This is a genomic window from Coleofasciculus sp. LEGE 07092 (assembly GCF_015207375.1).
GTDB lineage: Bacteria > Cyanobacteriota > Cyanobacteriia > Cyanobacteriales > Coleofasciculaceae > LEGE-07092.
On the sequence record NZ_JADEWY010000095.1, the window covers coordinates 1 to 21,901 of the forward strand.

Here is a 21,901-nt window from a genome sequence, read left to right on the forward strand (position 1 = left end):
CTACACCCCAGATCCCTACTCCCTAAAAATAATATGACGTTCCGAATCAAAAGCAATCTTTCCTTGTTTGTGTAACTTGCCCATCAATCGCGTGACTGTCACTCTAGTCGTACAGCAGGCTTCTGCTAGATCCTGATGGGTGAGGCGAATCATCAAGCGAGTACCTTGGGGAACAGGTTGACCAAATTCCTGTTTTAACCATAGTAAAAAATGGTAAAAGCGGTCTTGTACTCGTCGCTTGCCAGCCAAGGCTAACAAGGATTCAGTCTGCTGTAGCCGCAGCTTCATTCGCTGTAAAAGAGCCTGAGAAAGAGGGAGCGACGTAGAAATCTCTGCTAGGGAAATGGAAACTAACTCAACCTCCTTTGAGAGAGCGGTGGCTTGGTAAATTTGCAAACAGGTCATGCTAGAACCAAAGGGCATAGATTGTCCTGCTAATCCCATCAGAACCTCATCACCTTCCTCGCTCACTGTAGTCAGTTTCACCAGACCTTGACAGACGAGCCAAACTACTTTGGAATTGAGAGAGATAGTCTCGCCCTTAGTATAAAAATATCTGGGGCGACCCTCGCTAAGTTTGCAGGTAGGAGGGTTTAGTACCTGGGCAATTTGCTGATGTTCGTTAATAGGATGCAATATCCAGTGCAAGTTCGTCAACTTACCGTCCGAATTACAGACAGGAGAAACTGTTACCGCCACTTCACAAGGCTGACTTTGGCGCGGTTGAATCTGTACGATCGATTCCTGTGCATTTCTACTCTGCTTGAGCTGGGTGAGTTTAGCCGGAAACTTTTGACGTTCTGCTGTAGAGGTAAAGATATTAAAGGGTTTACCTTCTAAGAACTGATGCGATATATTCAATAAAGTCGCAGCCGCTTGATTGGCTTCTTGAATGATTCCACGGGTATCAGTCACCAGATAAGCAGTCGGAAAAAACTCGAACAGGTTTTGATAGCGGCAGTGTTCTGCTTCCAACTTCGATCGCAGACTTGTCAGTTCTTGAGCCTGCACAAACAACTCCTCCATTGCCACCTGAAGTTCTTCTGAAGCCGTGCCAAGTTCCCTCAAGATCAACGGCATTGACTCGCTTGGGAGTTGTGACTGGGAAATTGGCTCGTGGTAAAGCTTCTCTAAACGCTCTTGGAGTACTTCTACCTGTTGAGCAAACCGACCCAAGTCCAAGTCAAATTTCATAAAACTTTCACACAACTTTATAGTGCGTCTCACGCTGAACACTTCATAGAGTTCTTAGGCGAGGGATTTAGCGTCATCCCCAGAGACTTGTGATTAAGTTAACAAACCCGCTTAATAATAGTCTCTCTCTTCCGATAGAAGTAGTTAGTCAATCAAAACAGATAGTCTGTATAAGCGTCTATGTGTAAATGACAAAGTTTTGGCACGAGTTAGAGTTTTCAACTAACTGCCGTCTGCCTTCTTTCACCAAGTCTCATCCTCCTTGCCGACCTTATGAAAAGCCGTAACCCCAGCATCAATCCTGCTCAAAAATCCATAGTGTCTGAACAAGATAGATCCTCACGCCTAGTCAAAGGCGATCGCCAAATGCTCTGTTGCTATACCAATACGAGCCGTCAAATTCAAATCATCCGATTTAAAACGAGTTCCGATTCCAAAAAGCAGCACGTTATTTTTCCAGGTCAACGCTTACTATTTGAAGCCCTCGCAGATGCTGACTTAGCAATTCAACTCAGCGAGACAGTTACCGACTTTATTCCTTGTCAGCAGTTCTGTGTTAAAGAACCCTCAACTGCTCCTCAAGTTTCCCCTTTAAACCTTGTCTCTTGAAGAAAAGAATAAGAGTTCGTTATTAAATCATCAATGAAGTTAGTAATAAATGAATCAAAAAATTATCAATTTAACTTGTCTCCTTATCATTCAAGAAGCTGAAGAAATCCTGAAAGATTATCCCCAAAATCCCTATCAATCTGCTTTGATCAATCCAGCTTTGTGGAACAGGCTTATTAATCACGTCCTCAACCGAATTCCCAATCAGTACTATACCATCCTCAATGAGTCTGAGGAATTTCCTGACAACATCAGAATACTCTACTCTTCCCTGAAGGAGCGGATGCATCTGGAAATGATAATTCGCCAAAGTATCGTTTACCTACTCCAAGAGCATCTAGGCTTTCCTTACAGTAATATCGTTCATAAACCCCTTCCCTAGGTTGAGAAAAGGAGAGAAGAGGACTCTTGAGGTGTTACTTTTCTCCCTATTCCCTACTCCCCACTCCCCTCCTAAGAACACAACTCGGTATCAAATTCTAGATCACCTGAACAACGCTGGCTTGTCCGACTTGAGTCAAGAATTGGAACGCCTTCACAATATAAGCAGCACATTCGGTCGGGGAGGTATCGTAAAAAGCCCGCCAAGCAGCAGCTTTGTACTCATCATAGCGAGCTGCTCGCTCAGGAAATCGCTCCAACCACGCCAAACGCACGGCATGACCAATCAGAACATCGAGAACGATATATTCTTCAATTTCTAACTCTGGATTGCCCTCGACAATGACAGCGAGTTCCATCAATGTCTCAATATTAACGCTGCGGTACTCGGGTGCCTGAATCTTGTTGAGTAAATGTTCTACGCGCAGCGCAAAATTCTTTTCTCCGGGCGTCATTTCCGACAGAAGTACTTCACTATCTAATCGATTGCGGCGTTCTAACTTATCGCCAATCACCAAGCCCTTACAATGCTTCAAAACTAGCCAGACTTTGGGATAGAAGTCTTTGGGAATGCGAGACGCTGCACCATCTAGCTGCCGTTTCCTCAACCAGCTACCGGCTGCTTGTGCCTCCTCTATTTCTTCTTGAGTTCTTGACAAAACGATCCAATTAATATCTCGTTCAGGTTGTTTAACGTGCAGCGATTCTTGCTGACGCAGCTTTTGGTTGACACCCTCATACCCCGCCAAACAGGAACGCAATCGCATCTTCACCTCAAAGGGACTTGAGCGCATGAGTTCTTCATAGGCTTCATCCTGAGTCACTCTCCGTTCGGCTGCCAGTTCACTGGTTAACAAGAGAATCAGATACCCAACCCGCAAGGTTAGCAAGCCATCTACTAACTGGGGTTCGGACTTGATCAAAAGACTCAGGTAAACCAAGATTTCCTGACTCAAAACGCGATCGCGAATATCCTCCCCACAGAACTCATTTATTTTTGCCTGAATTTCCAGGTGTGATATTGGTTTTTTAATCAGGGACGCCTCGCTGTAAGCCTTCCCAACCGTAATCTGCTTGCCTCGCACTAAAATATCAGTGACCGCATCAGACAGATTGATATCCACCTTATTGAGTAAACCAGCCGCTTGACGCACAATAGTCCAGTGGGGAGAGGCTGACTCTATTCCCGCTTTCAGATAAACTTCATTGAGCAAATCCGCGACAGTGACAGATACTGCCGAGCCGCCAAAGCCCGTATCAAAATTCAACCCGCGTAGGCGCTTGAGCGTACTCAACAATTCGATCTGCTCGTAGAGGTTCTCTGACTGTCGCAAACTATCGAGCAATAACCTCAGATTGGTTTCGCACTCCAGCAAAAATTCTTGAGTGTGGTTTAACGGTCCATGTTTACCCGGATGGCTAGTCAGGTAATAACAGCGCGGTGCCGCATCCTTAACCGGTGACTGGGTAAACTCAAAATCGTGGAGAACATCAATTCGTTCAGTTCCGGCTGTCAGCATCAACTGATTCAGCCGTCCCAGTTTTACCCGCACGCCATTACAAAAACCCTCTTGCAATTCCCGGAGCAACTCCAGTAGAGACATAACAGGCAATGTCTCTCCATCATCATTGACAACACTATCCTCTGTATCCGATTCCAGCATCGTATGGGTCAACAACAGCGTTAGCGTTGGACGCCCCAAGTCAGACCAATGACGCTGAATGTAAGGCAGTTCGCTTTTAATTTGAGCGATCAAGAACTGGTTGTCTACGGTTAGGTAAAATTGCTGATTGTCTAGCAGGGCAGGTAAGAAGACGATTGTCTCCGACCCAAACCTAAATATTCTCGAAGTGGTTAAACTCCGTAATCGCCGTATTGGTCGTCCTGTCAACCCCAAGGGATCACAGTACCCAATTTGGGCATAGATGGCTGACAGTTCAGTTGCCTGACGGACTTGTATCGGTTCTACCTGTTGGGGGGTTTGGCTGGCAATACCATAAGCTGCCAGTTGAGCCTGCAAATCTTCATCTTCGGCTAGCAGGGCAATTTGTACCACCGGGTCTTGGTGACGCCCCACAGACAAATAACGCCCTAACGGGTCAATATCTCCGGGTGCAATTAACCCTTCATGGAGCATCTTACCCAGCAAGTATAAACTCTGTGCCCAGACTAGGGGAACGTTTTCATTCGGTTTGCGCCGTTGGGAACGGGGAGATGCTCGCTCGGCATCAATGCCCTCGGCGGAAACGTAATACAGTTCCGGTAGCAGACGTATCCCATCCCGCTCGACTAGCAATGTATCGAGCCGCCCCAAATAGTTACGAGCTTGTTCGATATCTCCCCGGAACTGACCATCGAGTGCTAGGTAGGTAAAGAAGAGGGGCCATTCGCATTCAATATGCTCAAACTGTTGCAGTTCTAAAGGTTCATAATGCAGGCGGGTGGTATCTTCCAAGACTGTCTGATGCCCGTCTCGCAAAAAGCGTTTGCAGCCATACAGCCCCTGTAACTTATTAATAATTTTCTTACGGGTGCGTTCAGTCAGGTCGATATCTTCAATGGCAAAGGCAGGGAAACCAATCACACTTAAAAGGGCAGCATCGGTTTCTTTTGAACTCGACTCTCGGGGTAGTAGGGATTCTAGGGTAATTCGCGATCGCGCAATTTCATCGGGCAAGACATGAATGACAGATGCCTGAGAACCCCGAACCCCAAATAAATCCAGTCCATTAATGGCTTCTAATGCCGCTTTTGCCATGCCCACAGAACTGGCATTGAGTTCAGGGTTGCCGTGATTAACCTTATTGCCGCGTTCCCAGATGCCGTAATCGGGTGTTCGATAGGCGCGACCAATATAATAAACCAGATTCTGGATAAAGTGAACTTCGTCAATCGTATAAACAATATGCAGTCCAGATGCAGTCATCTGTGCCAGCATCAGCAGGTACAGGGATGTGGCATCTAGTTGCAAGTGTCCCCACTCATCATCGCCTACCACAACGTCTCCCGTGCTGGTATTGTACTTGGCGTGCAGGGCATCCAAAAGCGACTGGGTTTCTTTAAATCGCTCAACTTTATGAGCTTGCCGCATCATGCAGAACAACAGTCCCCGCATGAGTTTGACTACGCTCTGTTCCAGTTCAAAGGTACGTCCGCTATCAGGATCGAGCTTGCGGTATGCCAAACCCAATCCCCAAACCGCCAAAATACTGTAAACATTGTCCCGCACCCAGGCATCGGTATAGTCACCGTGGGCATTAACCGCAGTACTGGCAGGTAACAGACCCGTAATCGGGTTTTGACGGTTGAGAATAATGCGAACTTGCTGGTAATAATCGTTCAGTCGAACGGGAAGTTGGGCTGCGATAATAGACATCCCTTAATCTAATGTTAAATAAAATTTATCCAGTTTTAGCACCCATATCATTGTCGTTTTGCCAAGCTTTAGTTACATTAATTCACATACCCCTTTACAAAACGCCATCAACGGAGCAAAGCTATGCAAGGTCAAGAACAAAACGAAGCCAAATTTGGCTTTACAGCTAAAGCGGAAAACTGGAATGGTCGTTTAGCCATGATTGGTTTTATTGCCGCTGTGATTACTGAATATATCTCCGGTCAAGGCGTACTGCACTTCTGGGGGTTGATGTAATTTCTGAAAGTTGGGAATCTCTCTAATCTGAAATAATAACTGGGCGTTCTGGCTATGAATGCCCAGCTTTTTACAGAAAAGGGAGTGGATAACCTCCTACTCCCCATTTCCCTATTCCTTTCAACCCTAGCGAATATATTCTTTAAGAATGCTGTTGCGATTGGGATGGCGCAGTTTGCGAAGGGCTTTGGCTTCGATTTGCCGAATCCGTTCGCGAGTGACGTTGAAGATTTGACCGATTTCTTCGAGGGTTTTCATGCGTCCATCATCTAACCCGTAGCGCAATCGCAGAACATCGCGCTCACGAGGGCTTAAGGTGTCAAGGACGCTTTCAAGGTCTTCCCGGAGCAGATTTTTGGAGACTTGATCTTCTGGCGTTTCACCATCGGCTTCGATGAAATCTCCCAAACGGGAATCTTCTTCTTTACCAATTGGCGTTTCTAGGGAGATGGGAAGTTGGGCAGATTTAGCAATGAATCGCAGCTTCTCGATGGTCATTTCCATGCGATCAGCGATTTCTTCCTCGGTTGGCTTTCGACCCAATTCTTGGGAAAGAATTTTGGTAGTCTTTTTGATCCGGGAAATAGTTTCGTAGAGGTGAACGGGTAGACGAATGGTGCGAGATTGGTCAGCGATTGCGCGGGTAATTGCCTGCCGAATCCACCAGGTTGCGTAGGTTGAGAACTTGTAGCCTTTTTCGTGGTCAAACTTTTCTGCTGCCCGAATTAGACCGAGGGAGCCTTCTTGAATCAGGTCTTGGAACGAAAGACCCCGATTCATGTACTTTTTAGCAATCGACACAACTAGACGCAGGTTGGACTGTACCATTTTTTCTTTCGCTCTCCGACCCAAGAAGAGGCGGTGGCGAAACTCTGGCAGTTGCATGTTGACTGAACTTGCCCATTCCTTTTCTTGTGGCTCTCGCTCTAACTGAGTACACAAGCGTTCGCGAACACGTTCTAATTCCAACAAATCGGCAATTTTGCGAGCCAATTCAATTTCTTCATCTGCCCGCAGCAGTCGGATGCGACCGATTTCTTGCAGGTATAGGCGAATTGAATCTTCGGTATAGTGCTTCTTTTTGGTTTGGGTACGACGGCGAGTAGAGCGCGTCTTACCAGGTTTACTCTCTTCTTCCTCTGGTTGAGCCTCATCAGATTGAATCTCTACGAGTTCGTCTCGGTTTGGTTCGTCGTCCAGTAAAAATTCCAACTCGTTCTGAGGCTGAGCGATCGTTGCGAGTACGTCGTGTGCCTGGGTCATGCCTTTTTCCTCATGCTCCTTCAGTTAAAGACTAGTAGATGATGTTCCGTAATCTACTTAAGATAGTGTAGCCAGTAATTCACTTGCCATGACATTCTCATGATTGGATTATTTGTATCTAATAGCGGAATCTGAGAAATACAATTAAGATTTATTTCTCTAAACTCAACTTTGTTGGGAATGTCTAGAAAGGAAGTCTCAGTCCTGGCTGCTGCCCGTGACCTTTTGATTGTAGCTTTAATAGCAAAAACTGCACGCTGTGTTTTCTGCTCCAATCTGGTGATAGTGAAGTTAGATTCTCAAGAGCTTTTACACAAACACTTAGGTCAGTCTAAGTTAATGCACTCATGATAGATCCTGTTTCCTGATTGTCTATTGCCTTTAGAGATTCGCGGCAAGTCTAAGTCGATGATAGCGAACTCAGTTCAAACGATACTCTAGGGGATATACCCATTGATTGCTCCTCTCAACCTAATAACCCAAGTTGCTATTCTATCGTTTTTGCTTTCCTTGACTTTGAGTAGGCTTGAATTGAAGTAATTCAAGGGGTGTCTCCGGTTGAGTTCGATTGTTCTTCACTCTACTCTAGCTAGCTCAGAGGGCGATTGTCCCGGACAAATAGCTGAAATATATTCAGCCATTTTAGTGAATTTAGCTGGCAGATCACAGATCTAGTGTCTGAAGTGTGCATAAAACTACCATTTTAAAACTAGTACAAAAGTTCTACAAGAGTGCTAGTACTCTGTCAAAGCTAGTTTGACGGGTTACTTTTATCTCCGCGTCCCCACGTCAGTCTCAACCCGTCAATTTAAGGTTGACAGACCACTAGTATCCCCTTGGGACTACCTTTGCGAACTTCCTAGTGCATGAAGAACATTTTCCACAGATAGAGATAGTCCATAGGCAAGATTTATTGGGTGTAAATCATACGTTTTAACACATCAAGCAAGGGTAAGGGTTCGATGTGCTGAGAAAAACCCTTTAGATAACTTAAGAGTAATTCTTGCAAACTACCGCTTCCTTGTAAGAAGACTACACAATAGGGCAGTGTTGTTCAGCGAGTCGCTAGGAATTCGGACTCCTGACCAGTCTTACCCCTAGCACAATTAACCGAGTTTTTGCTATCGTTCACTCTATATCTAGCGGTTGAATAACTCTATTACCGATTCAATGCCATCAGATAGAGAGTCGTGTAAAACTTTACTCAACTAATGGCTTTGTCTATGCTTGACCATCGGAAATGGAGCGATAAGTCCAGACAATCTTTTGGCGTTCTTCTGTCTGTCACCTTTGAGCGCGTACCTCATTATTGGGTCTGTTGCCATAATTCATTGATGGTTACAAAGTGATAACCTTGCCCTAGCAACTGAGGAATCAACTGCTCTGTTGTGGAGACAACATTTTCTCCTCCACAGTAACCATCGTGCAAAACAATCAGCGACCCATTACAGACCTGCTTTAAGACTCGCTGAACGACAACTGAGAGGCCAGGACACACCCAGTCTTCTGGGACAACGCTCCACATCACAGGTCGATACTGCCACTGGTTTAATAAACTTAACGTTTTGGGTGTAAACAGACCATTTGGAGGGCGAACGTCGCGAACCTTTTCTGGGTGAAGCTGGCAGGCGCGGGCAATCGCCCCTTGGGTTTTTTCCAAACTTTGCTTGAGGTTATCTGGTGTTAGGAAGGGAAAGGAGTGATGATGATATCCGTGCAAACCAATCCAGTGCCCCCCCTGGTAAACGTCTCTTGCTACTGTTGGCGATCGCTCTACGCATACCCCCAACCAGAAAAAACTGGCTGGGATGCCATAGTAGTCTAGAACTTTCAGCAGTTGGGGGGTGTGTTGGGGATGAGGTCCATCATCAAAGGTGAGGGCAATAGCTCGTGAATGGGGCGATCCTGTCCAGAGGCAACGGGGAAAGGACGTTTTCAGAATCGGGTACAGAATGGGATAAAGCGGCGCAAACTCCATGGGAATTCAAAGGGGTGTAGACGGTAGGTATGGGCATTAGTGTCAACTTAACGTGAAACCCAAGCCTGATAAAAATTTCCCATCAACACCCAAAGGCTGGAAGCTTGGGGCTACAAAAACAAAGCCTGCCGGAGTTTACCCCTGCTACGCAGCGCTAAGGAACGAAGCCTGCCCATGGAGGCTTCGTTCGGATATCCCAAGGATGAGAGCCTTCGGGCTTAAGTTAACACTTCCTTCATTGCAGACAATCTAGAATTCAAAGCTCAAGTCAGCTAGAGTCAGTTGACCATTGAAAGCATAGAAGGTAATCCGAGAGATATTTGGCGCGTCGATCTTCAATGGAGCATTGGGCGAAAACTCCGAATCAGAACCTGCTAAATTGGGTTCGCTCGTTGATTTGCCAATGAGCCTATCCTGATGGTCGTAGGCAGACATAATCGTTCGCTGAGAACTAGTGACGTAGCAGCGGAACCGCCCCACAGGTTGTAAAAAGATGGCTTCTAGCCAACCGTTTTTGGGAGCTGCCATGAGTACGGTGCAGCCCGATCGGGGCGGATAAGCTGGATTTGAGGGATGTAGAGCGATCGCGTTTTTAAAGGTAATCCCGTACTGGCAGAATTGATGCTCTACCACTTCAAAACAGTTCAGGTCTTCCAGGTTAACAGAGACGCTACAATGTCTTATCACGAGTAAATTCGAGTCAAACTCAGTTACACCCCGGTCAGGAGAAGCGATCGTGGCTTGAGGTTCAACAAAGTCATGATGTGTAATTCCCTTCAACTGTAGACTGCATTGCATTGTTGTAATATTATCTGTGATAAACGAAGGCACTTTTTCACCAATCAGATGACTCTCAACTCCGCCAACTTCTCCAAGAGGCTCAGTTTCCAATTTTTCAGCGAACTATCAATCTCGACACCCCAAAACACCCTCTAAATTATCCCGTCTCCTCGTAGTTACCACTGTAAGAGTATTTTTAGGGTTAAGGAGCGAATTCTCTGGGATACCTGTATGGCAGTGAGGCTCCCTGGAAAGCTCGCCCTTTAGACTACAAGGGTTTTTACAGAATTACTGATTTTTAGTTTGCACTCTTTGAGGAAAAGTTTTTACATTATCAAAATTATTGGATGAGATAAAAATGACTCAAGTTCCCCTGCTCCTCTGCTCCCCTGTCGGTTATTTTTCTCTTCAAGGCGAATATACACCAATCAGGATTTTAAGCGATCGCACTCTACACACTATACTCTGAGCGATTGCCTTTGAGAATCAATCACGAGTAAGACGTTCTAGATGCCAAAATCGGCGATTATAGCAATAGACCTCTTGCACCACTGTTCGGTAACAGTCGCTTTTGTTCCCAACTCCCAACTCCCAACTCCCAACTCCCAATTCCCAACTCCCAACTCCCAACTCCCAACTTCTGCAAGAAGTCTAATAGCGATGAGGTTAAAAGATGATTGAGCCAAATGGTTTCCGACAACACTCCGTAGTAACCTCCCTAGGGAGAATGGTGTATTACACGGCTGAAGGGTTGCCTTGGCAGACAGCAGATAGCCCTGAGCCTAAAGAACTGCCACCTCTAGTGTTCTTGCACGGCTTTGGGGGTGGCTCCTCTGCCTACGAATGGTCAAAAGTTTACCCAGCCTTTGCCAACGAGTATCGCATCTTAGCACCCGACTTAATTGGCTGGGGTCGTTCGGAGCATCCTGAACGGAATTACAAAATTGATGACTACATCACCACAATTATTGAGTTTTTGGAACAGACTTGCTCTGAAGCTGTTCCAGTAGTTGCCTCTTCTCTAACAGCAGCGTTTACAATCCGAGCTGCGATCGCTCGCCCAGATTTATTCAAGATGCTAATTTTGACGACGCCATCAGGATTATCGGACTTTGGGCAAGACTACTCACGCAGCTTTTTTGCTCAATTAGTGAGCACCCCAATCCTTGATCGCATTCTCTACAGTACTGGCGTTGCCACTAGCGGTGGAATTAGCAGTTTCTTAGAAAATCGGCAATTTGCTCGTCCCAGTCGCATTTATCCAGAAATGGTGGATGCCTATCTAGCATCAGCTCAACAACCCAATGCCGAATATGCGGCACTTTCCTTTGTACGGGGAGATTTGTGCTTCGACTTATCTCTGTTTGTTCCCCAATTAACTACTCCTACGGCAATGATCTGGGGAGAAAAATCTGAGTTTACCAGTCCAGAAATTGGCAAACGGCTTGCCGCTCTCAATCCCCAAGCCATTCGAGTCTTTCAAACCCTAGACGATGTAGGACTGACTCCCCAATTGGAGTTGCCTGCAGTAACAATTGGTTTAATTCGGCGATATTTAAAGATTCTTGACACGGCAGCAGAGAAGGGTGTATAGAGACAAGGAGACTATTGAATTGTTACTCTTCTTCCCCACTCCCTACTCCCTACTCCCTACTCAGGAACCCTAACCTCAATCACGCTGGCATTAAAGTTGTAATCCGTACCTTCCAACTCGACAGGCGTACCAATTTTAATTTTGCTATTGCCGAGTACGGGTCCGTCTTTCGTGATCGTTGCTTGACCGCCCAAGGTCATTAGCATATCAGTACTAAACGAGTTTGACCGAGGGTCGGATAGCTCTTTAACTGACCCATCAGGTTGTGGTACAGCTAGGGTTCGCGGCAGTTCTCGTACCGACTTAATATCAACTTGACCGTAGGGTTGATTGCGAATGACAACATTCGTCTTTTTCTCCTCCTGAAATTGCGTCATCAATCCCTGCGGATCGCGCACGCTTAGACCTCGAACGATCACATCGACTTCTATGGGTTTAGTTCCGCTCACTTGCGCGACGGAACCAGTAGAACCGGGAACCAAAAAGATTCCTACAATCACGAATAGAATGACCAAGGCAGCACCCAGATCGAGAATGCTCACCTTACCGAACAAACGTCCTTTAGAATCCAAAATAGCCATGAAACCTGACGTGAAGTGTTTTTCTTAAAAGAACTATCTCTAGAAGGATGCCTCAAACGGCTAGAGGATTACCATCCTATTTTCTTTGTGTTAATTTACCACAGGAGTGGCTGCCGATCCGCACGATTTCAAAGAATTGTCTGAGTTATATTTTTACCTGCCAGACAGTGATTGATAACGCTCAAGGTGAGACACAATAAGAGTGATCAAGGGAAAAATGGCAACTTATACCCCTTGACCAGCGTCTGTTTTATATAGGTTTCGCGGCTATCAACTCAGACGGGGACTCTATGTTCATTATTCATTGCTCATGACTTGACCCCGGTGAACCATGAACGATGGGGTCAGGTGTTCCACGTTAGGTTAGTAGTCATTTCTCAAGTACAGCTATCTTACTTTCATAAATCATGTTCAATCCCCTTTCATTTCTAGCTCGTCCTTACCGACGCCGCTTATTGTATCCGTTCGTGTCTGTGGCTTTGGCACTGAGTCTCATTGTTGGTACGCCTCAGGTTAGCCAAGCGATTTCTTGGTTCGATCTGATTTTTCAAGGCGTTCAAATTATCCAACTATCCAATATTTCTGATCGCCAAGAAGTTGAAATTGGAGGGCAGATTAACAAGCAGCTTGTTGGTAATCAGTTCCAACTTTATCGCAATTCTGACATTAATCGCTATGTGGATCAAATTGGTCAACGACTTGCACAGGAAAGTCCACGTCCGAATATTCCCTATACGTTTCAGATCGTCAGGGATGATAGCATTAATGCCTTTGCGACGATGGGGGGCTATGTCTATGTCACCACGGGTTTGCTGGCGGCTGCCGATAATGAAGCCGAGGTTGCCAGTGTCCTCGCTCACGAAACTGGTCATATCACCGAGCGTCACTCGATCAAACAAATGCGGCAGACAGCGATCGCTAGGGGTGTAGCGGTTGCGGCTGGACTTGATCGTAGTACCTTAGTGAATCTCGGCGTAGAACTAGCACTGCGGCTTCCCAACAGCCGTGAGGATGAATTTGAAGCTGACCAAGTTGGGTTAAACATCCTCAGACAAGCGGGTTATGCACCATCGGCAATGGTAAAGTTTATGGAAAAACTCAACAGCAGAAGGTCTGTTCCCTCGTTTTTAAGCACTCACCCAGCAACACAAGACCGAATTAATGCTTTAAAGCAAGCCATTGAGCCGACTGAGGCTAATACAGGTATGGGTTTAAACGAAAGTGCCTACAAAGCTAAAATTCGTCCCCTTCTGTGAGAGTCGATCTGAGCCGGATAGCCTTACATCATAACACAGGAGCGTTTAATAGCAGCATAAATCAAGAGCGGAGAACTGAACGGCGCGGGAATAGTTTTGACGGATCTACCCGCGTCACTGCTTCTTCGAGAGGGATTTGGCGAACCCGTTTCCGAAAAACGTTGACTTGATAAACTAAAGAGTTGGTAAGGTCTAATCCTGTCAACCAGCCACTTTTAGGATGATAAGCACCGGTGTCAATATCTAACCAACCCAAACCCTGAGCAATTTTCCCAGGCATTACTCCTGGCAGGGTAAAGGTGATGGTGTGTCCTGTGACAATCATCTTATCGGAGAAATAAGGCTCCTGTATGCTATGGAATTCTTCTCGAATCCAACAAAATTGTTCAGCCGTTTGCTGTTCGAGGGGCAGGCGGGGATGAACGCCTGCATGGACTAACCAAATATCTCCCAGATCGAGGTAGGTTGGTAGTGTTCGCATCCAATCGATATGATCTTGGCGCACACCCTCCTCGCCATAACTGTTGATTGTACTGTGACCCCCACTATAGAGCCATGCTTGTAGGGTAGGACCATGAATGTCTCCATGACCGAGAACTTCTATTAACATTTGCTCGTGATTACCCAATAGGCAAGGGTAGGCACTTTGCTTAACAAATTCTACGACCTGAGCACTCTGAGGTCCTCGGTCGATCAAATCTCCCAAAAAATAAACCTTGTCGCCCCCGCTGGGAGCGATCGCATCCAATAAAGTCATAAGAGTATCGTAGTGCCCATGCACGTCACCGATAACAATTCGACGATGGGTCATGTTTTGCTTATCCAAATCTGCTTTATCAAATAACAGGTAGTACCCTTGAATCTAACTTGCATAAGTTGTGATGCTCCAACTAAGCGTATAGCTGTTGGTTTAGAGTAAGTCCGGATTGCTTAACACGAGTTGAGTGTGCAGAAATAATCTAGTTTCGTGTGGATTTTGGAACCAATTGGTCTAGTGTGCCTCTAAAATCTTGGTATCAAGCACTGCTTTCGTTAAGAAATGTGGCTGGGTATGGCAAACCTTCCTATTACAGATAGACTCCTTCTGGATTGGGACAGTTCCCCCAGCTCTATTGCCCTAGAGGATTACGGAGTATTGCCAGCAGCCAACTCGTTTGAGTCCGCTTAGAGGAGATGATTTTTGCCGAAACCTTGTCTTATTCTGCATTGCTAAATGATTAACGTACTCAAACAACCCACTAACTGGACTTGGGTAGAGCAAGCGATCGCTCACCTTAATGTCATTTTACTCGACCACTCCCATTGCGAACGGAAAGCCGCAGGCGTGGCGCTGAATCTCATGTTTCGCTACCCCTCTAATACGCAACTGGTGCGTCAGCTAACAGCTATTGCTCGTGAGGAACTCGAGCATTTTGAGCAAGTGAACCAGTGGCTAGAACGACGGAGCATTCCCCTAGCTCCCCTCTCGTCACCGCCCTATGGGGCAGGGTTAAAGGCTTTAATTCGTCCCTCGGAACCGAATCGGCTCTTAGATTCATTGTTGGTTTCTGGACTGATTGAAGCTCGTTCTCACGAGCGGTTGGGACTGTTGGCAGAATACTGCCCGGAGCCAGAGTTAGCGGAGTTTTATCGCAGTTTGATGGCGTCTGAGGCGAGGCACTACGGGGTTTATTGGGTACTGGCGGATACTTATAGCGATCGGGATGTGGCTAAGGAGCGGTTGGAAGAGTTGGCGATTAGGGAAAGTGAGTTACTTTCCACGTTGTATCCTGAACCCAGGATTCATAGTTAGAGATCTGAGTTACAACCAAAAAAAACGGCGATCATAGGCAATACCTCCTGACAGGTTTTCACCAATTGCACGGCACTAGGTAAACTTTCAGTAATAACCTTGTATTCCCTGTTTTAAGGCTGATGCATCAGGAGTCTAATTTTCTGATAAGCTAAGAAATATGAATAAATTTTAAGAAATCAAAAGCTAAAGCGGACTCGTGAAATTGTATCGTTCATTCCCTTCCCATAAAATCCTCAAAAGTTCGCAGTGGCAAACCATCCTGGCAGATAGTCTCACAGTTTTCTGGGGAGAATGGCTGAAACTGCGAGTGCGTATTGTGCAAGTCGCGGCTACGGGCTTGATATCGCCGCTCATTTATATTGTTGGGTTTGGTTTGGGACTGGGGAGCGCCCTAGATGCAGCAATCACACCTGCTGCGGGTGATAGCTACTTAGAGTTTATACTGCCGGGGATGATCGCCCTCTCTTCAATGACGATTAGCTTTGGTGGCACAACCTTTTCTATCTGCGGCGAACGGCTGTTCACCAAGACGTTTGAGGAAACGTTACTGGTGCCAATACATCCCCTAGCATTGTATCTGGGCAAAATGCTAGCCGGAATCCTGCGGGGAATGATGACTTCGGGTTCGGTAATTCTGGTAGCGGTGGTGTTTACTGGCAAAATCTGGAGCTTTATCAATCCCCTATTTTTGCTGTTGCTGCTACTCAATAGTGCCGTGTTTGCGGGTTTGGGGGTAATTGTTGGCTTAAATGTTAAGTCCTTAGAATCAGTAGGACTTTACAACAACTTCCTAATTGTCCCCATGTCATTTTTAGGAGCCACGTTTTTTGATCCAAGTACTCTACCCTTGGCATTAAAAGCGATAGTATACTTGCTACCTCTAAGTTATGCGAGTACCGGACTCCGTGCGGCTGCTTATTTACCCCTATCCCAGTTTCCCTGGTATTCTATCCCGGTACTTCTGGTAGTTGCGATCGCGTTGTCTGTCGCCGGTGCGTATCAATTTGCTCACCAGCAGGATTAATGTGAAAATAGGGAGTGGGGAATGGGGATTTTCCTAGGGTCTAACTTGCAAAGACTACGAAATATCGATGTTTACCACTCTAGAACTGCGTTGGTTTTATCGTGGCACATCACCAACAGAGGTGGAACAGTGGTTCAGCACAGATTGTCCTGGTGAGTTATTAGGAGTGCCAGAAGAACGGGAAGATGTGTACTTGTATGTACCCGATTGCTCCTATCTCAACATCAAGGTGCGGCAGGGCAGTTTGGAAGTCAAGTGGCGCAAGAAAGAATTGGGCATTCGGCAGTTTAGCAATTCCTGGGAAGGAAATGTGGAAACATGGCTAAAGTGGCTTTGTGACGATCCAGCCCAAGAAAGCTTTATTCCGAAGACGAGTATCGAAAAAAAACCGTGGGTTAGAGTCAAAAAAGTGCGATCGCAGCGTCATTATGAGGGTATTACCTGCGAACTGACTCAACTATACATCAATACGGATACTTGGTGGACTGTGGCGTTTGAAGGAGATGTTGAAGAGGTTAGCCCTGATAGTTTTGATCGCGTCGTTAGCGAAATGGGTAAGACGTATCGAGGACTGGAGTTGTTAGCCGATCAATCTTACGCTTATCCGAACTGGATCTCTCTGGTGAAGTAGGCTTTTGGCTTTAAATTGCTTCTTGCGATGGATGCATAAAAAAGCTTTTTTGTAAATAATTAACCTACATATTCTTTCTTTAGACCTTGTTGAAAAGGAGGAGTCGTCGTAATTATGAGGTAGGAATTATGAACCGGAGTCTTTTGAGTGCGATCGCCCTAACAACTGCGATCGGCTTGACTGCACCAGTCGGTGCTGAAAATCCTGTACATGTCAAACAGCTACTAGAAACGAATCAATGCCCAGGTTGTAACCTAACCAATGCTAACCTGGTCAACGCTGATATGAATCAAGCTGATTTGACGGGTGCAGACTTTAGAGGAGCCAATCTCAGGGGAGCCACTCTGCGTCGTGCTAATTTAAAAGATGCTAATCTGAGGAATGCTAACTTAGCAGAAGCAAAACTTAGCCTAGCTGACCTACTGGGTGTAAATTTTACCAATGCCAATTTGAACGCCGCTAACCTCAGCGGAACGTATTTAGGGGGTGCTCAGTTAAATCGTGCCAATCTTAGTGCAGCGAACTTAAGCAATGCTCACTTGGAGGGCGTAGATATGCTGGGGGTTGATTTGAGCAATGCTAATCTCAGTAATGCCCGACTGACGGGTGCTTATTTACCGTTTGCCAATCTGAGCAATAGCAATCTGAGCTATGCGAAGCTAGATGGCAGTCAATTATTTTACGCGAACTTAGATAGTGCTGAATTGATTGGTACTCGACTCAATAGTGCAAACTTAACGGAGGCGAACTTGACTGATGCAAATTTGAGGGAAGCCGTCTTGACTAATGCAAACTTGACGGGTGCCGAACTCACGAATACTAATTTGAATCAAACCAACCTTAAAGGTGTAACAGGTTTATTTAGCCTGCAATCTACCTCTCAGTGAGATGAGGCTGATGTAACGGTTTGAGGGGTGCGGGACGCTTGATAAATTGGCACATAGTAGTTCCTACAACACCAGAGTATTTCCTACTGTTTATGAAAGAGTAGAGATGAGTCTATGTCTAGAACTCTGGGAAAAGTAGGGATTATTGCCATTATTCCGATCGCTACTCTTGGTTTTTGCTTCCCTCTAATATCTAAATCATCAAAGGAATCCAAACGCGCCGCCGTTGAATTCACATCAGCCCCGACTGCCAAATCTTCGCCCAATTACTCTGAAACGACTACCCTAACACTGTTAGAAACTCTAGTTACACCCACACCACCAGAAGCAACTTCTCTATCCATACCCTCACCCACTCCAGGAACATCCCGCTTTCATGAGGAAAATAGTGAGGTAACAACGAAAACGGTATTATGAACCTTCCCTTAGGGCGTCAAAACTTCTATCAAGAAATTGAGCAGCCAGATGCCCAAATTGACTTGGCAGCAGCAACACTGTATATCGCCCAAGAAGAATACCCGGACTTAGACATTGATGCCTATCTGAATGCTCTTGATGTGATGGCAGCAGAGGTAGAAGAGCGCTTGCCAGCCGCACGGTATCCCTTACGGATGCTCCAAAGCTTGAATCAATATTTTTATGAAGATCTGGGTTTTACTGGCAACATCACTGATTACTACAATCCACACAATAGCTTTTTCAATGAGGTGATTGACCAACGCACTGGCATTCCCATTACCCTTTCCTTGGTTTACTTAGAAGTTGCCCGACGCCTTGATTTTCCGATGGTCGGTGTTAATATGCCCGGACATTTCCTGATTCGCCCGGAGTTTGAGGGCGTTGGTATCTTTGTTGATGCCTTCAATCGCGGTGAGATTTTGTTTGAGCAAGATTGCGAGGTAAGACTGGCGCAGATGTACGGGCGTCCGGTACGGCTGCAATCTAGTTTCACAGGACTCGTAAGTCATCGGCAGCTTCTGGCACGAATGTTGACTAATCTCAAACTGATTTACCTCAACCGCCAAGACTTATCTAGAGCTTTGGCAGCAATTGAACGCATTTTGCTGTTGTTTCCTGATGCGGTGAGAGAATTACGCGATCGCGGACTTCTTTACTACCAGTTAGGAGACTCATCTAAGGCATCCCAGGATTTAGAAAATTATCTAGCGATACTTCCCAATGCCGAAGATGCTGATGTGATTCGCAGATTGCTCGAAAAGCTAAGTCGCTAGACCAGCGCGGCAAAAATAAACTTAACCCAATAATACTACTCAGTTCACCTCTTCCCCAACCTCTTTCCTTCAAGGAGAGGGGAATTAGTCATTAGTTCCCCTTCTGCCAAGCTGAGGATAAAATTGTCGTCTTTCATACTACATCCTGAAGTCTAAAATTTTGCATAAAAAGTAGAACTAACCCTGAGTAATAGGTACGAGGCTCCATTAGAGCTAAATCTTAGTAAGAAGGGAAAGGAAAATCAAATGACAATTCCAATAGCAATAATCTTGTTTTTGGTTGGTTTTTTGGTAGCCATAGCGGGAGGGTTTTGGACGCTAATTCTTGCTTTTATGGATAATGTGGGTTGGGGACTAGCTTGTTTTTTTATTCCGTTTGCTGCCTGGGTGTTCATTTTTATGAAATGGAGCAATAAATCAGTTAGACGTAGCTTTTTCTTGGGGCTTTCTGGTTTGCTCATCAGTTTGTTAGGAGGTAGGATTCTGGTCACATCTGGAGTATTCTCTGTTCCCAATCAGCCTACATCAATTATCTTTGATACTGAAGGCGGCTTTGAACCTAATCCATCCGTATCGGTTTCCCCTTCTCCTTCTGTTTTTCCGTCTCCCGCATCTGAAACTGACTCTTTCGGGGAAGCCGTCAATCAAGCGATGAAAGCAGCACAGCTAACTCAAACAGCTAACACAAGTGAACAGTGGACTGCTGTTAGTACTGCGTGGCAGGAAGCAATTAACTTGATGCAAGCTGTACCAGCCGATAGTTCAAATTATGCCGTAGCACAGCAAAAAGTACAGGAGTATCAAAAGAATCTTATCTATGCCCAGGAAAACGTTCAAATACCGTAGTTCCGTAGTTCTCCCATTTAGCATCCTCAAGTGTCACACTAATAATTTTAGAGAATAGGGAATTCAAGAGCGGTATCAATTCAGTACTTTGCTGTATCCATAATTATGTTTAAACCGTTCAAATCCCGAAAAAACTGATTGTGCCAGTCAGGAGTTCGGAATGTCAGTATTTAGTATAGGTTGAACAAAAGGTGATGCATCCTTTTCCCGTTCCCCTTGCAAAAATAGGTCGTTTACACCAATGATTGCTACCTATCAGCCAACTTAATCTCTTGACAAGTTTTCCCCGTTATCTGGCTAGCATTTAGCTAAGGGACTTGCAACCCGTAGAGCCAAACAATCAGGAAAGGGACAACCAAAGTCATTAACAAATTAAGGGGAGCGCCAGCCCGCATAAAATCCAAGAATTTATAGCCACCTGCACTGTAAACCATGGTGTTGGTTTGATAGCCGATGGGAGTCATGAAACTGTTGGACGCGGCGAAGGTTACGGCAAACATAAAAGCAAAAGGATTGAGGTTCAGTTGCTCGGCAACTTCGACAGCAACGGGTAAGAGTAAAACCACCGACGCATTGTTAGACAAAATCTCGGTGATTAACGACGTAATCAGGAAGAAGAATGTTAAAACCCAGTAACCGGAAAGCCCCCCTCCTACAGCAATTAGATTGTTTGCCAACCATTGAGTAGTTCCGGATTTTTCCATCGCTACCCCCAAGGGAATCAACCCCGCGAGCAAGAAAATAATATCCCAGCGTACAGCTCCGTACAGTTCCCCTGGTTTAAGACAGCCAGTTACTACCATTAACACTACTCCTGCTAGAGCACTGACTAGAATAGGCAACCAGTCAAAGGCAGCAACGAGGACAACTCCTACACCAATCGCCACAGCTAACCCTGCCTTTTCTCGCCGCAACGTTTCCACATCTCGCTGCTCAATTACCAATAAATCTTGGCTCGTTTGCAATCCTAGAAAGCTTTGCCTAGGACCTTGTACTAGAAGTAGGTCGCCAAACCGTAACGACACTCTACCCAGGCGTTCGCGTACTAATTCTTGTCCTCGTCGAACTGCCAGGACAGTAGCATTATAGCGCTGTCGAAATCGCAATTCTTTGAGGGTAGAACCGCTCAAGTTAGAGTTAGAGAGAATTAATACTTCAGCAATCCGCTCTTCGCCAGAACTAAGATTTTGTTCGAGGGATTGTTTGCCGAATTGGACATCGGGTAAGATATCAATTCCCCGTTCGTCTTTGATTTTGAGCAGACAGTCCCGCTTTCCCCGCACGATTAAAATATCTCCAGCCTGGAAAACTTTGTCAGCTAGGGGTTGGGGAAATTGAGTGTTGTTGCGGATCAGCTCCAGCACGTCCATATCGAATTTCCGCTGAATTAGGCTAGAGCGTAGGGTTTGTCCAATCAAGCTAGAACCGGGCATAATCACAATTTCACTCACATAGTCTTGCAACCCATAGTCTTGATTAACAACATTGCTGTCGGAGGCTTTGCGCTTGGGGAGGAGTCGGGGAGCAATTAACGCTAGATACGCCAAGCCAATGGCAAAGGTGATCAGCCCTAATTTCGTGAAGGCAAATAAACTGAAAGTCCCGTATCCCAACCGCTCGGACAAACCACTCGCCAAAACATTAGTCGAGGTGCCAATGACTGTGATCATGCCTCCTAAAATCGTGGCATAGGACAAGGGAATGAGTAGCTTAGAAGAAGAAATGCCTTGCTTGCGGCACCAATCTTCTACAATGGGTAAAAAGACGGCAAGAACGGCAGTATTGTTGATAACGCCACTAATTGGACCAACAATCATCCCCATTGCGAAAATCTGCTGAGAGATTTTCTTGCCTCCCCACTTGAGTAGAAGTTCACTAACGACTTGAAGTGCTCCCGTGCGAGCAATGCCGGCACTGAGAACGAACATCGCCAGTACCGTAATGGTTGCCGAGCTGCTAAAACCGGATATTCCCTCTTCTGGGGTGACTAATCCAAGTAACATCAGCGCAACCATCACGACGATTGCTGTCATATCAACGGGCAACCATTCACTAATGAAGCTGACGAGAGCCAGTACGACAACACCAAGGGTAAGAAAAATAGCCCTAGAGTCGTCATCAAGAAAAATATCCATAGAGTCGTAATCGTTAGGACACTAAATTTCTTTGTACCCCGATGGCAACCCCCGAAAGAGAT

General features: G+C 45.8%; 20 protein-coding genes. 12 read left to right on the forward strand and 8 right to left on the reverse strand.

Annotated elements, in window-relative coordinates:
* Positions 1-15: 15 nt before the first annotated feature.
* Positions 16-1,194 carry a PAS domain-containing protein gene (locus IQ257_RS20740; RefSeq protein ID WP_193876090.1) on the reverse strand — a complete coding sequence of 393 codons (1,179 nt, stop codon included), beginning with the start codon at positions 1,192-1,194 and terminating at the stop codon, positions 16-18.
* 273 nt (positions 1,195-1,467) lie between these two features.
* Between IQ257_RS20740 and IQ257_RS20745 the strand changes: the two genes are divergently transcribed.
* Both IQ257_RS20745 and IQ257_RS20750 read left to right on the forward strand, forming a co-directional pair.
* Complete coding sequence (locus tag IQ257_RS20745) at positions 1,468-1,803, forward strand: DUF1830 domain-containing protein (protein ID WP_193876088.1); 336 nt, start codon at positions 1,468-1,470, stop codon at positions 1,801-1,803.
* 49 nt (positions 1,804-1,852) lie between these two features.
* Positions 1,853-2,185: a hypothetical protein gene (locus tag IQ257_RS20750; protein ID WP_193876086.1), complete on the forward strand. Its 333-nt coding sequence runs from the start codon at positions 1,853-1,855 to the stop codon at positions 2,183-2,185.
* A gap of 97 nt (positions 2,186-2,282) precedes the next feature.
* Here the strand turns inward: IQ257_RS20750 and IQ257_RS20755 are convergent, their stop codons facing one another.
* A complete protein-coding gene (locus IQ257_RS20755) occupies positions 2,283-5,561 on the reverse strand; it encodes a glycoside hydrolase family 15 protein (RefSeq protein WP_193876084.1) in 3,279 nt (1,092 codons plus the stop codon).
* A 123-nt stretch (positions 5,562-5,684) separates the two neighbouring features.
* Between IQ257_RS20755 and IQ257_RS20760 the strand changes: the two genes are divergently transcribed.
* Positions 5,685-5,837, forward strand: coding sequence for a chlorophyll a/b-binding protein (locus tag IQ257_RS20760; RefSeq protein WP_193876082.1), 153 nt, complete (start codon positions 5,685-5,687; stop codon positions 5,835-5,837).
* A gap of 126 nt (positions 5,838-5,963) precedes the next feature.
* On the opposite strand, the gene rpoD is transcribed toward IQ257_RS20760, so the two are convergent.
* The 3 genes from rpoD to IQ257_RS20775 all read right to left on the reverse strand — a co-directional run bounded on the left by rpoD (position 5,964) and on the right by IQ257_RS20775 (position 9,969).
* Complete coding sequence (rpoD, locus tag IQ257_RS20765) at positions 5,964-7,100, reverse strand: RNA polymerase sigma factor RpoD (protein WP_193876080.1); 1,137 nt, start codon at positions 7,098-7,100, stop codon at positions 5,964-5,966.
* A gap of 1,306 nt (positions 7,101-8,406) precedes the next feature.
* On the reverse strand, positions 8,407-9,078 hold the full coding sequence (locus tag IQ257_RS20770; RefSeq protein ID WP_193876078.1) for a polysaccharide deacetylase family protein: 672 nt from the start codon (positions 9,076-9,078) through the stop codon (positions 8,407-8,409).
* 249 nt (positions 9,079-9,327) lie between these two features.
* Positions 9,328-9,969 carry a hypothetical protein gene (locus IQ257_RS20775; RefSeq protein ID WP_228060884.1) on the reverse strand — a complete coding sequence of 214 codons (642 nt, stop codon included), beginning with the start codon at positions 9,967-9,969 and terminating at the stop codon, positions 9,328-9,330.
* A gap of 562 nt (positions 9,970-10,531) precedes the next feature.
* On the opposite strand from IQ257_RS20775, the gene IQ257_RS20780 reads away from it, so the two are divergent.
* Positions 10,532-11,452, forward strand: a complete 921-nt coding sequence (locus IQ257_RS20780; protein WP_193876076.1) for an alpha/beta fold hydrolase — start codon at positions 10,532-10,534, stop codon at positions 11,450-11,452.
* 56 nt (positions 11,453-11,508) lie between these two features.
* Here the strand turns inward: IQ257_RS20780 and IQ257_RS20785 are convergent, their stop codons facing one another.
* Positions 11,509-12,033 carry a DUF4330 domain-containing protein gene (locus IQ257_RS20785; protein WP_193876074.1) on the reverse strand — a complete coding sequence of 175 codons (525 nt, stop codon included), beginning with the start codon at positions 12,031-12,033 and terminating at the stop codon, positions 11,509-11,511.
* A gap of 407 nt (positions 12,034-12,440) precedes the next feature.
* On the opposite strand from IQ257_RS20785, the gene IQ257_RS20790 reads away from it, so the two are divergent.
* On the forward strand, positions 12,441-13,289 hold the full coding sequence (locus tag IQ257_RS20790; protein WP_193876072.1) for a M48 family metallopeptidase: 849 nt from the start codon (positions 12,441-12,443) through the stop codon (positions 13,287-13,289).
* A gap of 61 nt (positions 13,290-13,350) precedes the next feature.
* Here the strand turns inward: IQ257_RS20790 and IQ257_RS20795 are convergent, their stop codons facing one another.
* Positions 13,351-14,100 carry a metallophosphoesterase family protein gene (locus IQ257_RS20795; RefSeq protein WP_193876070.1) on the reverse strand — a complete coding sequence of 250 codons (750 nt, stop codon included), beginning with the start codon at positions 14,098-14,100 and terminating at the stop codon, positions 13,351-13,353.
* A 402-nt stretch (positions 14,101-14,502) separates the two neighbouring features.
* Between IQ257_RS20795 and IQ257_RS20800 the strand changes: the two genes are divergently transcribed.
* From IQ257_RS20800 to IQ257_RS20830, 7 genes are all read left to right on the forward strand, one after another.
* Positions 14,503-15,081 carry a tRNA-(ms[2]io[6]A)-hydroxylase gene (locus IQ257_RS20800; protein ID WP_193876068.1) on the forward strand — a complete coding sequence of 193 codons (579 nt, stop codon included), beginning with the start codon at positions 14,503-14,505 and terminating at the stop codon, positions 15,079-15,081.
* A gap of 205 nt (positions 15,082-15,286) precedes the next feature.
* Complete coding sequence (locus tag IQ257_RS20805) at positions 15,287-16,108, forward strand: ABC transporter permease (protein ID WP_193876066.1); 822 nt, start codon at positions 15,287-15,289, stop codon at positions 16,106-16,108.
* A 67-nt stretch (positions 16,109-16,175) separates the two neighbouring features.
* Complete coding sequence (locus IQ257_RS20810; RefSeq protein WP_193876064.1) at positions 16,176-16,739, forward strand: hypothetical protein; 564 nt, start codon at positions 16,176-16,178, stop codon at positions 16,737-16,739.
* A 128-nt stretch (positions 16,740-16,867) separates the two neighbouring features.
* Complete coding sequence (locus tag IQ257_RS20815) at positions 16,868-17,626, forward strand: pentapeptide repeat-containing protein (RefSeq protein ID WP_193876062.1); 759 nt, start codon at positions 16,868-16,870, stop codon at positions 17,624-17,626.
* Positions 17,627-17,740: 114 nt separating this feature from the next.
* Positions 17,741-18,043: a hypothetical protein gene (locus IQ257_RS20820; protein WP_193876060.1), complete on the forward strand. Its 303-nt coding sequence runs from the start codon at positions 17,741-17,743 to the stop codon at positions 18,041-18,043.
* Positions 18,040-18,858 carry a SirB1 family protein gene (locus IQ257_RS20825; RefSeq protein WP_193876057.1) on the forward strand — a complete coding sequence of 273 codons (819 nt, stop codon included), beginning with the start codon at positions 18,040-18,042 and terminating at the stop codon, positions 18,856-18,858. Before IQ257_RS20820 ends, IQ257_RS20825 begins: the two co-directional genes overlap by 4 nt.
* A 246-nt stretch (positions 18,859-19,104) precedes the next feature.
* Positions 19,105-19,704 (forward strand): hypothetical protein, encoded by a 600-nt coding sequence (locus tag IQ257_RS20830; protein ID WP_193876055.1) that lies wholly within the window; start codon positions 19,105-19,107, stop codon positions 19,702-19,704.
* 308 nt (positions 19,705-20,012) lie between these two features.
* Here the strand turns inward: IQ257_RS20830 and IQ257_RS20835 are convergent, their stop codons facing one another.
* On the reverse strand, positions 20,013-21,839 hold the full coding sequence (locus IQ257_RS20835) for an SLC13 family permease (RefSeq protein WP_193876053.1): 1,827 nt from the start codon (positions 21,837-21,839) through the stop codon (positions 20,013-20,015).
* Positions 21,840-21,901: the final 62 nt, after the last annotated feature.

Bases quoted from the DNA above. Each gene is read 5' to 3' on its own strand.
- IQ257_RS20740 (WP_193876090.1), bottom strand. From the start codon at position 1,194: ATGAAATTTGACTTGGACTTGGGTCGGTTTGCTCAACAGGTAGAAGTA.
- IQ257_RS20745 (WP_193876088.1), top strand. From the start codon at position 1,468: ATGAAAAGCCGTAACCCCAGCATCAATCCTGCTCAAAAATCCATAGTG.
- IQ257_RS20750 (WP_193876086.1), top strand. From the start codon at position 1,853: ATGAATCAAAAAATTATCAATTTAACTTGTCTCCTTATCATTCAAGAA.
- IQ257_RS20755 (WP_193876084.1), bottom strand. From the start codon at position 5,561: ATGTCTATTATCGCAGCCCAACTTCCCGTTCGACTGAACGATTATTAC.
- IQ257_RS20760 (WP_193876082.1), top strand. From the start codon at position 5,685: ATGCAAGGTCAAGAACAAAACGAAGCCAAATTTGGCTTTACAGCTAAA.
- rpoD (WP_193876080.1), bottom strand. From the start codon at position 7,100: ATGACCCAGGCACACGACGTACTCGCAACGATCGCTCAGCCTCAGAAC.
- IQ257_RS20770 (WP_193876078.1), bottom strand. From the start codon at position 9,078: ATGGAGTTTGCGCCGCTTTATCCCATTCTGTACCCGATTCTGAAAACG.
- IQ257_RS20780 (WP_193876076.1), top strand. From the start codon at position 10,532: ATGATTGAGCCAAATGGTTTCCGACAACACTCCGTAGTAACCTCCCTA.
- IQ257_RS20785 (WP_193876074.1), bottom strand. From the start codon at position 12,033: ATGGCTATTTTGGATTCTAAAGGACGTTTGTTCGGTAAGGTGAGCATT.
- IQ257_RS20790 (WP_193876072.1), top strand. From the start codon at position 12,441: ATGTTCAATCCCCTTTCATTTCTAGCTCGTCCTTACCGACGCCGCTTA.
- IQ257_RS20795 (WP_193876070.1), bottom strand. From the start codon at position 14,100: ATGACCCATCGTCGAATTGTTATCGGTGACGTGCATGGGCACTACGAT.
- IQ257_RS20800 (WP_193876068.1), top strand. From the start codon at position 14,503: ATGATTAACGTACTCAAACAACCCACTAACTGGACTTGGGTAGAGCAA.
- IQ257_RS20810 (WP_193876064.1), top strand. From the start codon at position 16,176: ATGTTTACCACTCTAGAACTGCGTTGGTTTTATCGTGGCACATCACCA.
- IQ257_RS20815 (WP_193876062.1), top strand. From the start codon at position 16,868: ATGAACCGGAGTCTTTTGAGTGCGATCGCCCTAACAACTGCGATCGGC.
- IQ257_RS20820 (WP_193876060.1), top strand. From the start codon at position 17,741: ATGTCTAGAACTCTGGGAAAAGTAGGGATTATTGCCATTATTCCGATC.
- IQ257_RS20825 (WP_193876057.1), top strand. From the start codon at position 18,040: ATGAACCTTCCCTTAGGGCGTCAAAACTTCTATCAAGAAATTGAGCAG.
- IQ257_RS20830 (WP_193876055.1), top strand. From the start codon at position 19,105: ATGACAATTCCAATAGCAATAATCTTGTTTTTGGTTGGTTTTTTGGTA.
- IQ257_RS20835 (WP_193876053.1), bottom strand. From the start codon at position 21,839: ATGGATATTTTTCTTGATGACGACTCTAGGGCTATTTTTCTTACCCTT.